Origin of the sequence: Pseudomonas sp. P179, from assembly GCF_000478485.2 — a bacterium.
GTDB lineage: Bacteria > Pseudomonadota > Gammaproteobacteria > Pseudomonadales > Pseudomonadaceae > Pseudomonas > Pseudomonas aeruginosa.
In genome coordinates this window covers 5,010,831-5,024,634 of record NZ_KI517354.1, presented here as the reverse complement: position 1 = coordinate 5,024,634, position 13,804 = coordinate 5,010,831, and the positions used below count along the sequence as shown (strand labels likewise).

Here is a 13,804-nt window from a genome sequence, read left to right as displayed (position 1 = left end):
GGACCCTAGCACCGCAATATCCGGTCATGCATGCCGATTCAGCCGAAAGACCGCCCGAAACGGCATGCGATGCGATGACCAGAGGCGTCCGAAGAGAAAACCTGGCGTTGGACAGCCGATGCCTGACCAACGCCAAAGAAAGGTCCGACAGGCGTTGCGCCTGCCGGTGAAAGCGCGTTGGCCGCGGCGATCAGAACGAGGTGGTCATCGAAACGTAGTAGGCGCGACCCGGCTCGTTGTAGGTTGCCGCGCCGGCGTCGAAGGAGTTGCCCTGGCGGTACAGGCGCTTGTCGAAGAGGTTGCTTACCCCGCCCCGTACGCTCAGGTTCTCGCTGAAGGTGTAGCCGGCGCTGACGCCCCAGATGCCATAGGTACCCACCTCTTTTCGCGAGACCACCGGCGTGTTGCGGCTGGTGCCATGCTTCGGCGGCTCCTGGCGGCCGTAGATGGTGCTGGTCAGTTGGGTGGAAAGACGCTCGCTGGCCTGCCAGTCCAGGGTCGAGTTCAGGGTGTACTCGGGGATCACCGAAAGCGGGTTGCCGGTGTCCTTGTCCTTGGATTGCAGCATATAGGTCAGGTTGGTGCTCCAGCTCAGGTCCTCGTGCAGGGGGACCAGCAGGTTGCCTTCCAGGCCCTCGACCACTGCTTTCTTCGCGTTGCTCCATTGCAGGATGTTGTTGCCGGTCCCGGTCTGTCCCATGACATCCAGCGGCGCGACGATCTTGTTCTTGTAGTCGTTGCGGAAGTAGGTGAGCCCGGCGACCCAGCCATCGCGCCGGAACTCGATGCCCAGTTCCTTGTTTACGCTGGTCTCGGCGTCCAGGTTCTCGTTGCCGACCAGGTAGCAGCCGCCGCTGCTAGTCTGGATCGGGCAACCGTTGCCACGGGTATAGAGCAGGTAGTTCGGGTTGCTCTGGTACAGGTTGGGCGCCTTGAAGGCCCGTGCGATACCGGCCTTGACCGTGAAGTATTCGCCGAGCGTTTGGGAAGCGTTCAGGCTCGGGCTCCAGTTCAGGCCGAAGTCGCTGTGATCGTCCAGGCGCAGCCCGGGGGTGAGCATGGTGCCGGGGCGCAGTTCGATATTGTCTTCCACGTACAGCGCGCGGATCTCCGCCTTGCTTTTCGGGCTTCGCGAGCCGGCCGCGGGGGTCCCCGGCAAGCTATCGCTTCCCACGAAGCCCTGCTTGAGCGAGGACGGGTCGTTGAGGGTTTCCTTGTTCCACTCCGCGCCCACCGTCAGCACCTGCTCGAACAACGCATGCAACGGAAGGTTGAGTTCGCCGCTGAGGCGATAGTTCTCCAGCTTGCTGGTGCTGAACGAACGGTCGGCGCCGATCTGCCCCTCGACGGAACCGGCCAGCCCCTCCTCCAGACGGTTGTTGCGGGTGGAGTCGTACTGGGCGACGAACCTGGAAGTACCGAACGACCAGGTCCCGTTGTGGGTGATGGCGTAGTTCTCGCGATACATGCGGTTGGTCTCCGCACCGTCGTCGGCGAGTCCCTGGGTATTGGCGGTGCCGTTGTTGTTCTGGGTATCGCCGGCATAGATATTGCCCTGTCGGCTGAAGCCCGCTTCGAAATCGACGACCTGGTCGGGGGTCACCTGCCACGACAGCATCCCGCTGAGATCGCGATTGCGTACCCCTTCGCGTCCGGCCACGGTACGGCTCGGGTTGACGGTATGTCCGAGGTTGATGTCGGTATCGTCCGAATCGGTCTTGTTCGCGCTGCCGTACGCGCGGAAGCTCAAGGCTTCGGTCAGCGGCCCGCTAAGGCTGAAGTTGGCGCGGCGCGTGGCGCCATCCTTGGAGCTTTCCGGAATGTTGGTGAACACCGTCATGGAACCACGCAAACGATCGGTCGGGCGCTTGGTGATGATGTTGACTACCCCGCCCGCCGCGCCGGAACCGTAGCGTGCCGCCGCGGGCCCACGGAGGACCTCGATGCGCTCGACCTCCTCCGGCGGCACCCAGTTGCTGTCGCCGCGGGTGTCGCGTTCGCCGCGCCAGCCGTAGCGCACCGAGTTGCGCGAGCTGACCGGTTTGCCGTCGACCAGGATCAGGGTGTTCTCCGGCCCCATGCCGCGGATGTCGATCTGCCGGTTGTTGCCGCGCTGGCCGCTGGAACTGTTGCCGGTGAGGTTGACCCCGGGCATGGTGCGGATGATCTCGGAGAGATCGTTCACCGGCGGGCGCTTCCTGATGTCCTCGGCGGTGATGATGGATACCCCCGGTGCCTGCTTGAGCTCCTGTTCGGCGGTGCCCAGCACCACCTCGTCACCCAGCTGGACCACCGATTCGGCGCGTTCGTCCAGTTCTTCCAGGCGCTCGTCCTCGGCCAGGGCCTGCCCGCCCAGCAGGCTCGATGAAGCGAAAAGGACGGCAGCGGCGAGATGGCCGCGACGGAATTGGGGGTACATGCGTGACTACTCCTGTCGAGGGAAAACGGGTAGCAGGCGAGCCACGAGGGATACGTTGACGTTTTTTCTGAAGCCTGGGTCGCCGGCGTTGCGCGGGTGACGTCTCGGCACGGGTAGGACAGGGCGCAGACCCGGAACAAGGCCGGCCGAGGAGATCGGCACGGATGATAATCATTAACAAAAGAGAGTAAAGATCATTTACATCCAGGCCAAATGTAAAGGCACCTGCGCCTCGCTAGGCAGAAGGCAGCACCAGGCACAGGCGCAGCCCCGGATCGGCGGCTTCCGCCCATAGGCGGCCGCCCTGGAGCACCACGGCGCGACGGGCAATGCTCAGTCCCAGGCCGAAGCCCTTGCCGGTACGTGCCGAAGACAGCCGGGTGAACGGGCGGAAGATGGTCTCCAACTGGTGCTCGGCCACACCCTCGCCCTGGTCTTCCAGGCAAAGCCACCAGCAACTTCCTTCGCGCCGACCATGCAGGCGGATCACGCCGCCTTCCGGCGAATGCCGGATGGCGTTGCGCAGCAGGTTCTCCAGGGCCTGGGCAAGTGCATTGAGGTTGCCACGCACGACACAATCCTCGGGCAGAGCGCTGCGGAACCGCTCGGCGGCCCAGCCGCTTTCGAAGCGTGCGTTCTCCACCAGCAGGTCCCATAACGCCGGGATGGAAATGTCCTCCAGCGCCAATACCGGGCGTTCGGTGTCCATCCAGGCCAGCTCCAGGGTGTTGTCCACCAGTTGCTGCATGCCCTGTACCTCCTGCTCCAGGCGCTCGCGCAGGAGCTGCGCGGACAGCGTGCCCTCTGCCGCCACCTGCAGGCGCGCCAGCGGCGTGCGCAGCTCGTGGGAGAGATCGCGGAGCAGTTGGCGCTGCAACACCATGTGCTCGTCGAGTCGCTCGGCCATATGGTCGAACGCCCGCCCCAGATCGCCCAACTCGTCGCTGCGCCGGCTGATCTCTGCCTGCGTACGCGCCGTCAGGTCGTTGCCGCGCAGGGCATTGGCCTGCGCTCGCAGGCGTCCCAGCGGCACTATCCAGCGCCGATACAGCAACACTCCCAGCAGCAGGGCCAGCCCGGCCGGCACCAGGCCATGGGTGACCAGGCGCTTGGCCGGCGACAAGCCGGGAGGGACGAACTCGGCGGGAAGACGCAGGACCACCCGGCCTTGCTCCGGATGTTCGGGGAAGCGCAGGCTGATGAACGGCCGCGACAACGAGCGGGAGCTCATCGGCCAGTCGACGCCCCGCAGGAAAGTCAGGCGCTCGGCTTCCTCCGTGGTGAGCGGACGACTGCCCAGCGATTGCAGCCGTCCGTCGAGCACGACCACCCAGTCCAGCGCCCGCTGGCGCGGCTCGGCCAGCCAACGGTCGATGCCCTCGCGGCCATCGTCGAGCCAGGCACGTTCGGCTCGCCGCGCATAATCCGCCAAGGCGGAGCGGGCTTCGGCGGACAGGTAGTAACCCTTCAGTTCGGCACTGCGTCCCCAGGTCCAGGACAGCCATACCGATAGCAGGAAGAACGCCACCAGCACCAGGGCCAGGCGCCAGAACAGCGAATGACGGTTGGGCATCATGGCGCCGGTGTCAGGACGTAACCCTTGCCCCAGACGGTATGCAACTGGTGACCGGCGTAACCGAGGCGTTGCAGCTTGCGCCGCAGGTGACTGACGTGCATGTCCAGGCTGCGATCATGCTGGGTATGACCGCGGTGCAGGACATGCTGGTAAAGGAAGGCCTTGGTCAGGGTCTCGCCTTCCGCGGCGAGGAAGGTTTCCAGCAGGCGGTATTCGGTCGGCGTCAGGCCGGCGAACCGCTCGCCAAGGCTGACATCGCAGACATCGGCAGAGAATTGCAGCGAGGGCCGCGCCAGCGGTTCGGCGCAGCGGCCCGGCGCGCCCCCCCGCTCCAGGGCGATCCGACGCAGGATGGCATCGATGCGTACCCGCAGCTCGGCCAGGCTGAAAGGCTTCGGCAGATAATCGTCGGCGCCCTGGCTGAACCCGGCGATGCGGTCCTGCTCGGCGCCCAGGGCTGACATCAGGATCACCGGCAGCGCCTGCTCCTGGCGGAGTTGGCGAAGAATCTCGAGGCCATCGCGCCCGGGCAGCATGATGTCCATCAGGATCAGGTCATAGCCGCCGCTGCGCGCAGCCGCCAACCCCTCTTCCCCGTCTCGGCACCAGGTCACCTCGAAACCGCTGCCATTGAGGTGCTGGAACAGATGTGCGCCCAGTGTCGGATCGTCCTCGATGGCCAGCAGTCGGGGGTCGGGCGTCAGGGATGGGAACATGGCAGCCAAATAAGATTGATTAGCAATCGTGCCAGTATTCACGATCTTTCCGCTTCGTCGCAAGCCGAATCCGCCGGGCTGCGCACATCGGTGCAGATTCCCCTTCCGCGACCCGCTAAACTGCGCGGGGTAAACGTATGGCCGGGGAGCGTCGGCCATCCCGATCTGGCTCGACGGAGAGACGTGTGTTCAAGGATCTCGGCATCAAGGGGCGCGTACTGCTGCTCACCCTGCTCCCCACCAGCCTGCTGGCGATGGTGCTTGGCGGTTACTTCACCTGGGTCCAGCTGTCCGACATGCGCGCCCAGTTGATCGAGCGCGGGCAACTGATCGCCGAACAACTGGCGCCGCTGGCCGCCACCGCGCTGGCGCGAAAGGATACCGCCGTGCTCAACCGCATCGCCAACGAGGCGCTGGACCAACCGGACGTGCGCGCGGTGACCTTCCTCGACGCCCGCCAGGAACGCCTCGCCCATGCCGGGCCAAGCATGCTCACCGTCGCCCCGGCCGGCGACGCCAGCCATTTGAGCATGTCCACCGAACTGGACACCACGCACTTCCTGCTACCGGTTCTTGGCCGCCACCACAGCCTGTCCGGCGCCACCGAGCCTGACGACGAGCGCGTACTCGGCTGGGTCGAACTGGAACTGTCGCACCACGGGACTCTGCTGCGCGGATATCGCAGCCTGTTCACCAGCCTCTTGCTGATCGCCGCCGGCCTCGGCGTCACCGCCCTCCTCGCCCTGCGCATGAGCCGCGCGATCAACGCGCCGCTGGAACTGATCAGCCAGGGCGTCGCCCAGCTCAAGGAAGGCCGCATGGAAACCCGCCTGCCACCGATGGGCAGCAACGAGCTGGACGAACTGGCCTCTGGCATCAACCGCATGGCGGAAACGCTGCAGAGCGCCCAGGAGGAAATGCAGCACAACATCGACCAGGCCACCGAGGACGTACGGCAGAACCTGGAAACCATCGAGATCCAGAACATCGAGCTGGACCTGGCGCGCAAGGAGGCCCTGGAGGCGAGCAGGATCAAGTCCGAGTTCCTCGCCAACATGAGCCACGAGATCCGCACCCCGCTCAACGGCATCCTCGGTTTCACCAACCTGCTGCAGAAGAGCGAGCTCAGCCCGCGCCAGCAGGACTACCTCACGACCATCCAGAAATCGGCGGAAAGCCTGCTGGGGATCATCAACGAGATCCTCGATTTCTCGAAGATCGAGGCCGGCAAGCTGGTTCTGGAAAACCTCCCTTTCAATCTCCGCGACCTGATCCAGGACGCCCTGACCATGCTGGCTCCGGCCGCCCACGAGAAGCAACTGGAACTGGTCAGCCTGGTCTACCGGGATACCCCGATCCAATTGCAGGGCGACCCGCAGCGGCTGAAGCAGATCCTCACCAACCTGGTCGGCAACGCCATCAAGTTCACCCAGGGCGGCACCGTCGCCGTACGCGCCATGCTCGAGGACGAAAGCGACGACCGCGCGCAGCTGCGGATCAGCGTCCAGGACACCGGTATCGGCCTCTCCGAGGAAGACCAGCAAGCCTTGTTCAAGGCCTTCAGCCAGGCCGACAACTCACTGTCGCGGCAAGCCGGTGGCACCGGCCTGGGCCTGGTGATCTCCAAGCGCCTGATTGAGCAGATGGGCGGCGAGATCGGCGTCGACAGTACGCCTGGGGAAGGCGCCGAGTTCTGGATCAGCCTGAGTCTGCCGAAAAGTCGCGACGACAACGAGGAGCCGGGCGCCTCCTGGGCCGCGGGCCAACGCGTGGCGCTGCTCGAACCGCAGGAACTGACGCGCCGCTCGCTGCACCACCAGCTCACCGACTTCGGCCTGGAAGTGAGCGAATTCGCCGACCTCGACAGCCTCCAGGAAAGCCTGCGCAACCCGCCGCCCGGCCAGTTGCCGATCAGCCTGGCGGTGCTCGGCGTCTCGGCCGCGATCCATCCGCCGGAAGAGCTGAGCCAGTCGTTCTGGGAATTCGAACGGCTCGGCTGCAAGACCCTGGTGCTCTGCCCGACCACCGAGCAGGCGCAATACCACGCGACCCTGCCCGACGAACAGGTCGAGGCCAAGCCCGCCTGCACCCGCAAGCTGCAACGCAAGCTGCAGGAGTTGCTTCAAGTCCGCCCGACGCGCAGCGACAAGCCCCACGCCATGGTTTCCGGACGGCCGCCACGGCTGCTCTGCGTCGACGACAACCCGGCCAACCTGCTGCTGGTGCAGACCCTGCTCAGCGACCTCGGCGCCCAGGTCACCGCGGTGGACAGCGGCTACGCGGCCCTCGAGGTAGTGCAGCGCGAGCGCTTCGACCTGGTCTTCATGGACGTGCAGATGCCCGGCATGGACGGCCGCCAGGCCACCGAGGCGATCCGCCGCTGGGAGGCCGAGCGGGAAGTCAGCCCGGTGCCGGTGATCGCGCTCACCGCACATGCGCTTTCCAACGAGAAGCGCGCATTGCTGCAGGCCGGCATGGACGACTACCTGACCAAGCCGATCGACGAACAGCAATTGGCCCAGGTAGTGCTGAAGTGGACCGGACTGAGCCTGGGCCAGTCGCTGGCCAGCATGAGCCGTGCGCCGCAGCTCGGCCAGTTGAGCGTGCTCGACCCCGAGGAAGGGCTGCGCCTGGCCGCCGGCAAGGCCGACCTCGCCGCCGACATGCTGGCGATGCTGCTGGCCTCGCTGGCGGCGGACCGCCAGGCGATTCGCCAGGCCCGCGACAACGACGACCGCACCGCTTTGCTCGAGAGGGTCCACCGGCTGCATGGCGCCACCCGCTACTGTGGCGTGCCGCAGTTGCGCGCGGCCTGCCAGACCAGCGAAACCCTGCTCAAGCAGAACGATCCGGCGGCGGCCGCGGCCCTGGACGAGCTGGACAAGGCCATCGAGGCCCTGGCCGACACTGCCTCGGCCACCACCCACCTCTCCTCCACCAGCCTCGACTCCAGCGAACTCTGACCATGCGCATCCTGTTCTTCAGCACCCAGGCCTACGACAGCGAGAGCTTCCAGGCCAGCAACCACCGGCACGGCTTCGAACTGCACTTCCAGCAGGCCCACCTGCAGGCGGACACGGCGGTCCTCGCCCAGGGCTTCGAAGTAGTCTGCGCCTTCGTCAACGACGACCTCTCGCGGCCGGTGCTGGAACGCCTGGCCGCTGGCGGCACGCGCCTGGTCGCCCTGCGCTCGGCCGGCTACAACCACGTCGACCTGGCCGCCGCCGAAGCGCTCGGCCTGCCGGTGGTGCACGTCCCGGCCTATTCGCCGCACGCTGTCGCCGAGCACGCGGTCGGCCTGATCCTGACGCTCAACCGGCGCCTGCACCGCGCCTACAACCGGACCCGCGAGGGCGATTTCTCGCTGCATGGGCTGACCGGCTTCGACCTCCACGGCAAACGCGTCGGAGTGATCGGCACCGGACAGATCGGCGAGACCTTCGCCCGCATCATGGCCGGCTTCGGCTGCGAGCTGCTGGCCTACGATCCCTATCCCAATCCGCGCATCCAAGCGCTCGGCGGCCGCTACCTGGCGCTCGACGCCCTGCTCGCCGAGTCCGACATCGTCAGCCTGCATTGCCCGCTGACCGCCGACACCCGCCACCTCATCGACGCGCAGCGCCTGGCGACGATGAAACCCGGCGCGATGCTGATCAATACCGGCCGTGGCGCCCTGGTGAACGCCGCGGCGCTGATCGAGGCGCTGAAGAGCGGACAACTGGGCTACCTCGGCCTCGATGTCTATGAAGAGGAAGCGGATATCTTTTTCGAGGATCGCTCCGACCAGCCCCTGCAGGATGACGTGCTGGCACGCCTGCTGAGCTTCCCCAACGTGGTGGTGACCGCCCACCAGGCCTTCCTTACCCGCGAGGCCCTGGCGGCGATCGCCGACACCACCCTGGACAACATCGCCGCCTGGCAGGACGGGACGCCGCGCAATCGGGTCCGGGCCTGATGGCGTGGTAGCATGCGCGGCTGATTGGAGGCTCCATGGCTGAACACGATTTCCGTTACACCCTGCTCAACCCGCAATACACCCTCAACGAATGCCGCGCGCTCTCCCCGGGGCGCTACCAGGTCACCGGCACCGGCGGCTCGATCAAGGCCGACGACGTGCTGCTGGTCAGCCTCAAGGGCAGCAAGACCCTGAGCATGCGCCTGACCGTGGAAAAGGTTCGCCACCTGATCAACCCACCCGGCCAGTGGCTGGCGGTCGCCCGCGGCCCGGCATTCCGCGAACTGGCGATCCATACCTGGCAGGTCGACTGCGACCAGTGCCAGGCTCGTCTCGACTTCGAGTTCGCCGTGGACGCCAGTCTCGGTCGCAAGGCCCTGGCGCCGGCCGCCGAAGAGCGCATTCACGAACTGGGCTGGAGCAGCCGCGAAGGCAAGCACCTGTGCCCGAAATGCCAGTAGGGCGAACGCTCCGTCCGACCGACGGTCTGTGAACTATCGCCCGTACGAAATGCGCAAAGGAAACGCCATGAAACCCTCTCTCGCCCTCTTCGCCTCCACCGCCCTGGTCCTGGGCGGTTGCGCCAGCCAGGAGACCACCCTGGAAACCGAGCAGGCCTACCAGGTCGACTGGGTCGGCGCACAACCGACGATGGACTACAGCCACATCAGCCTGACCTTCGACGGCCAGGGCCGCGCCTTCGGCAATGGCGGCTGCAACCACTGGTTCGCCAGCTACACCCTGCAGGACGACCTCCTTCAGTTCGGCGCCATCGGCAGCACCCGCCGCCTGTGCGCAGCGGAGATCATGGAGCAGGAACGGCGCTTCCTGGCCCTGCTGCAGAGCGTCCAGCACTGGGACATTTCGCCGTCCGACGAGCTGCGCCTGTGGCCGGCCGAAGGCAAGCCGCTGCGCCTGGTTCCCGAGCACGACTGAAGCCTGAAGCGGCGCTACCCGGCGCCGCCCGTTTACATTTTTTTGACATCCATTTCATTCCCGCTTGACCACCACGTCCCTAGGCTTCCGCATCCTCGCCCGGAGACGCTTGATGTTCGCCCCACCCAGCACCGAGACACTCAACCGCTTCTTTCTGTTGTCGTGGCTGGTGGTGCTCTGGCAGGTGCTGCGCCTGCAGGACGGGATCGTCTTCGACGACGCCTGGCTGCCGCTCTGGAGCGTCGCTGCCAGCCTGAGCTACGCCTTCCTTTATATAGTCCCGGTGTACCTCGCCTGCCGACTGCTCCTGCATTTCCATGATCGCCCTCCCGTGCGCCTCAGTCCGTGGCTGGCAGGCGTGCTGGCCATCGTCGGCAGCGCGGCGGTACAGATACTGCTCTACGCCGACCGCACCCTCTACGACCTGTACGGATTCCACCTCAACGGTTTCAGCATCGGCCTGCTGGTCTCGCCCGGCGGCCTCTCCAGCCTCGGCAGCGGCGACGGCACCCTGCTCAGCGCAAGCCTGGCGGCCCTGGCCCTGCTCTGCCTGCAGGTGCTGCTGTACAGCGCCTGCCAGGTCAGCCGCGAACGCCTTCCCGCGCTCCCTCGGCGCGCCTGGCGCTACCTGTTGGCGGCCTTCCTCTGCCTGGCCCTGGGCGAACGCCTGGTCTATGCGTTCAGCTCCCTGCGCGACTACCGGCCGATCCTGCTGGCCAGCGAACGCTATCCGCTTTACCTGCCATTGACCGTCCGCAGCCTGGCGCGAAGCCTGGGCATCCAGCCGACGCCCACCCAGCGCGAGCTGCTCCAGCAGCAGAGCGACCTGCACTATCCTCTCCGGCCGCTGGAGATCAGCGCCCCGGCGCACCCATTGAACATCGTCTGGATCGTCGCCGAGTCGCTCCGCGGGGACATGCTCGATCCGCGCTACATGCCCAGGCTGTGGGACTTCTCCAACCGGGCGATCCGCCTGGACAACCACTACAGCAGCGGCAACCTGACCCAGATGGGCGTCTTCGGCATGTTCTACGGGCTGCACGGCGGCTACTGGGACGCCGTGCTGAAGGCCGGCCAGCCGCCGGTGCTCATGGAGGTACTCAGGCAGCAGAACTACCAGTTCCGGATCAATGCCGCGCAACGTTTCAGCTATCCGCCCTTCGACCGCAGCGTGTTCGTCAACCTGCGCCCCCAGGACCTGCACGTGCTGGATAGCCCGGAGCCTGCCTGGCAGCGCGACGCCCGGAACACCGACGACCTGCTGCGCTTCGTCGATCGCCGACTACCCGACCGGCCGTTCTTCGCCTGCCTGTTCCTCGAGTCGAGCCACGCCAACTACAGCTTCCGCGACGAGACCGCGAAAATCCGCCCCTATCTGGTCAACTTCAACTACCTGACCACCGATTTCCAGGCGCAGATGCCGCTGATCAAGAACCGCTACCTGAATGCCGTGCGTGAAGTCGATACACAGATCGGCCGCCTGCTGCAGCACCTGGAAAACCAGCACCTGCTGGAAAACACCGCGGTAGTGGTGCTCGGCGACCATGGGGAAGAGTTCATGGAACGCTCGCGCTGGGGCCACAATACCGAGTTCAATCGCTACCAGACCGGCACCGTCGCCGTGCTGAGCATTCCCGGACAGGCGCCCCGTGCCGTCCGCGGCATCACCAGCCACATCGACCTGCCCGCAACGCTCCTGCCGCTGCTGGGCGTACGCAATCCGCCCCGCGACTACTCGCTGGGACAGGACCTGCTCGCAGCGGACTACCATCGCGACTATGCGGTGAGCGCCGATACCACGCGCATCGCCTACCTGGGCGAAGGCTTCAAGGTGAGCTTCCCACTGCGTGGCGCGGACCGTCACCACGGTCCGGTGAGCGATGGCGACGACCGCCCGCTCGACGTGGAACAACAGGAAGCCATACGCGGCCCACTCCGTGCAGCACGCCTGGAACTGCTGCAGGATCTCGGCCGCTTCAGCGCCTTGCCGGTAGGGGAAGAGCCGTCGCCGCGGAGCCTCGCGACTTCGTTGAGGCCATGAGGAGCATCAGAACAGCCTGAGTTGTTCGTGGGCGCCCTGCAGGTCGAGCAGGCGCACGCCGACGCCGATCAGGCGCACCGGACGATTGCCACGGGCAAAGGCCTGGCCGAGCAATTGCCGGTAGCTCTCCAGGTCGCGCCCGGCGCCGGACTGTTCCACTGTGGTCTGGGTGAAATCGTGAAACTTCAGTTTCACGAACGGCTTGTCCGGCCGATAACTGCCATCCAGGCGTTGCAGGCGTCCGTCCAGCTCCTCGAGCAGGGTCGGCAGTTCCTCCAGGCAAGCCGCCAGGTCCGGCAGGTCGCGATCGAAGGTACATTCGACGCTCACCGACTGGCGCCGGCTGTCGACTTCCACCGGTCGCTCGTCGATACCATGGGCCAGTCCCCACAGGCGTTCGCCGAAGCTGCCGAACTCGCGCACCAGGCTCAGCTTGCTGCCCTGGCGCAGGTCGGCGCAGGTGCGGATGCCCATCCTCGCCAGGCGCTCCGCCGTGACCTTGCCGACGCCATGCAACTTGGCCACCGGCAACTCGGCGACGAACCCGTCGACCTGCTCCGGGGTAATCACGAACAGCCCGTCCGGCTTGCGCCAGTCGCTGGCGATCTTGGCCAGGAACTTGTTCGGCGCGACGCCCGCCGAAACGGTGATGTGCAGCTCCTCGGCCACCCGGCGGCGGATGTCCTGGGCAATCCGCGTGGCGCTACCGGCGAAATGCGGCGAAGCGCTGACGTCCAGGTAGGCCTCGTCCAGCGAAAGCGGCTCGATCAGATCGGTATAATCGCGGAAGATCGCATGGATCTGCTTCGACACCGCCCGGTAGACATCGAAACGCGGGCGCACCACCAGCAGATCGGGACACAGCTTGAGCGCCGTGCGCATGGCCATCGCCGAGCGCACGCCATAGGCTCGCGCCTCGTAGCTGCAAGTGGCGACCACTCCGCGCTTGTCCGGCGAACCGCCAACCGCCAGCGCCTTGCCGCGCAGGCTGGGGTCGTCGCGCATCTCGAGGGCGGCGTAGAAACAGTCGCAGTCTATATGGATGATTTTCCGCACCGGAATCTCGCTACAAGCCCCGCCGGGCCTGCCCCGGAGCGCTGAATTCTAACATTGGGCAAGCGCTAAGCATTTGAAGAAAAAACACTTTTTTCGAAAAATCGATTGACAGCCCGACGAGAGTCCGTAGAATGCGCCCACACAGACGCGGGATGGAGCAGTCTGGTAGCTCGTCGGGCTCATAACCCGAAGGTCGTTGGTTCAAATCCAGCTCCCGCAACCACATTCGAAAAGCCCCGGCACTAGCGATAGCGCCGGGGCTTTTTGCATTCCGCCCCTCCTGTTCCACTGCATCGCCTCGCCCTCCGTTCGCTCGCATCATCGCACATTTAACTGTATATTCGTACAGCCAGCTCAGCCTTCGATGAATGCTCGGTAACGGATACGGAAAGGACAGACAGATGCTGAACGTCGAACAATTGAAGCGCAGCGTGAACCGGATGGAACTCGACGACATCCGCCAGGCAGTGGACGAACTGCAGATGGACGGCCTGGTCACCGACGGCAAGACGCCGTTCACCCGCGTGCACTTCAACACCTGCTTCGCCGAGATCGAGGCGCTGTTCCAGCGCGCCGGCTTCCACCGGCCGCTCGATGTGGTCGGCTACCAGGGCGAGATCTATGCGTTGTACGACCCCTCTCGCTGGGAGGCCGTGGAGGTGCTGCGCTGGTTGAAGGAATACCGCGAGGAATCGCGTCACCTGACTCCGGCGTGAGCGCAACGCCTGCGTCAGCGCAACTCGTGTGCCAGGCGCGCGCAGGCCATCCCCACGACCAGCATCACCAGCGGACCGAAGGCCCGCATGGAGATCCGCGCAAGGCTCCAGGACTCTTTCGCAGCGAACAGGCTTGCCGGATTCACCGAATAGACCAGCAGGGAACCGCAGAACAGCCCCAGGCCCAACAGGCCCAGGCGGCGCAACCAACCGTCGTGGCGGAGCAACACCACCAGCAGGGCGCCGTACAACAGGCAATCGACCCGCGCCACCGAATCCTTGACCTGCAACGACTGTTCCCAATCCCCCAGCCACCATCCAGCGGCCACGCCCAGCACGACTCCGGCGCCGACATGAATGCCCGCCTGGATCATCGTCACCCTTCCCCC

General features: G+C 65.7%; 11 protein-coding genes and 1 tRNA gene. 7 read left to right on the top strand and 5 right to left on the bottom strand.

Annotation, left to right across the window (positions count from 1 at the left end; all coding sequences use genetic code 11):
- Positions 1-190: 190 nt before the first annotated feature.
- From pirA to pirR, 3 genes are all read right to left on the bottom strand, one after another.
- The gene (pirA, locus tag HMPREF1224_RS35375) at positions 191-2,419 is read right to left on the bottom strand and encodes a TonB-dependent siderophore receptor PirA (RefSeq protein ID WP_003117107.1); all 2,229 of its coding nucleotides are present in this window, start codon (positions 2,417-2,419) and stop codon (positions 191-193) included.
- Positions 2,420-2,654: 235 nt separating this feature from the next.
- Positions 2,655-3,992 carry a sensor histidine kinase PirS gene (gene pirS, locus HMPREF1224_RS35370; protein ID WP_010895528.1) on the bottom strand — a complete coding sequence of 446 codons (1,338 nt, stop codon included), beginning with the start codon at positions 3,990-3,992 and terminating at the stop codon, positions 2,655-2,657.
- Entirely contained in the window at positions 3,992-4,711 is a 720-nt protein-coding gene (gene pirR / locus HMPREF1224_RS35365) for a response regulator transcription factor PirR (RefSeq protein WP_003102425.1), read from the bottom strand. Before pirR ends, pirS begins: the two co-directional genes overlap by 1 nt.
- Before the next feature lie 185 nt (positions 4,712-4,896).
- On the opposite strand from pirR, the gene gacS reads away from it, so the two are divergent.
- The 5 genes from gacS to HMPREF1224_RS35340 all read left to right on the top strand — a co-directional run bounded on the left by gacS (position 4,897) and on the right by HMPREF1224_RS35340 (position 11,643).
- Entirely contained in the window at positions 4,897-7,674 is a 2,778-nt protein-coding gene (gene gacS / locus HMPREF1224_RS35360) for a two-component system sensor histidine kinase GacS (protein WP_003102426.1), read from the top strand.
- 2 nt (positions 7,675-7,676) lie between these two features.
- Entirely contained in the window at positions 7,677-8,666 is a 990-nt protein-coding gene (locus HMPREF1224_RS35355) for a 2-hydroxyacid dehydrogenase (protein WP_003086027.1), read from the top strand.
- A gap of 35 nt (positions 8,667-8,701) precedes the next feature.
- Complete coding sequence (locus HMPREF1224_RS35350; protein ID WP_003086023.1) at positions 8,702-9,127, top strand: hypothetical protein; 426 nt, start codon at positions 8,702-8,704, stop codon at positions 9,125-9,127.
- Positions 9,128-9,194: 67 nt separating this feature from the next.
- Complete coding sequence (locus HMPREF1224_RS35345; RefSeq protein ID WP_003086021.1) at positions 9,195-9,602, top strand: META domain-containing protein; 408 nt, start codon at positions 9,195-9,197, stop codon at positions 9,600-9,602.
- 112 nt (positions 9,603-9,714) lie between these two features.
- Positions 9,715-11,643, top strand: a complete 1,929-nt coding sequence (locus tag HMPREF1224_RS35340) for a DUF3413 domain-containing protein (protein ID WP_010793890.1) — start codon at positions 9,715-9,717, stop codon at positions 11,641-11,643.
- 6 nt (positions 11,644-11,649) lie between these two features.
- On the opposite strand, the gene dinB is transcribed toward HMPREF1224_RS35340, so the two are convergent.
- Complete coding sequence (gene dinB / locus HMPREF1224_RS35335; RefSeq protein WP_003086018.1) at positions 11,650-12,699, bottom strand: DNA polymerase IV; 1,050 nt, start codon at positions 12,697-12,699, stop codon at positions 11,650-11,652.
- 146 nt (positions 12,700-12,845) lie between these two features.
- Between dinB and HMPREF1224_RS35330 the strand changes: the two genes are divergently transcribed.
- A tRNA-Met gene (locus HMPREF1224_RS35330) sits at positions 12,846-12,922 on the top strand.
- Positions 12,923-13,100: 178 nt separating this feature from the next.
- A complete protein-coding gene (locus HMPREF1224_RS35325; RefSeq protein ID WP_003086015.1) occupies positions 13,101-13,415 on the top strand; it encodes a hypothetical protein in 315 nt (104 codons plus the stop codon).
- Between the two features lie 14 nt (positions 13,416-13,429).
- Here the strand turns inward: HMPREF1224_RS35325 and HMPREF1224_RS35320 are convergent, their stop codons facing one another.
- Positions 13,430-13,789, bottom strand: a complete 360-nt coding sequence (locus HMPREF1224_RS35320) for a PA0921 family PhoP regulated protein (RefSeq protein ID WP_003104747.1) — start codon at positions 13,787-13,789, stop codon at positions 13,430-13,432.
- Positions 13,790-13,804 lie beyond the last annotated feature (15 nt).

Coding starts and splice junctions, on each gene's coding strand:
- pirA (WP_003117107.1), bottom strand. CDS start 2,419: ATGTACCCCCAATTCCGTCGCGGCCATCTCGCCGCTGCCGTCCTTTTC.
- pirS (WP_010895528.1), bottom strand. CDS start 3,992: ATGCCCAACCGTCATTCGCTGTTCTGGCGCCTGGCCCTGGTGCTGGTG.
- pirR (WP_003102425.1), bottom strand. CDS start 4,711: ATGTTCCCATCCCTGACGCCCGACCCCCGACTGCTGGCCATCGAGGAC.
- HMPREF1224_RS35355 (WP_003086027.1), top strand. CDS start 7,677: ATGCGCATCCTGTTCTTCAGCACCCAGGCCTACGACAGCGAGAGCTTC.
- HMPREF1224_RS35350 (WP_003086023.1), top strand. CDS start 8,702: ATGGCTGAACACGATTTCCGTTACACCCTGCTCAACCCGCAATACACC.
- HMPREF1224_RS35345 (WP_003086021.1), top strand. CDS start 9,195: ATGAAACCCTCTCTCGCCCTCTTCGCCTCCACCGCCCTGGTCCTGGGC.
- HMPREF1224_RS35340 (WP_010793890.1), top strand. CDS start 9,715: ATGTTCGCCCCACCCAGCACCGAGACACTCAACCGCTTCTTTCTGTTG.
- HMPREF1224_RS35325 (WP_003086015.1), top strand. CDS start 13,101: ATGCTGAACGTCGAACAATTGAAGCGCAGCGTGAACCGGATGGAACTC.
- HMPREF1224_RS35320 (WP_003104747.1), bottom strand. CDS start 13,789: ATGATCCAGGCGGGCATTCATGTCGGCGCCGGAGTCGTGCTGGGCGTG.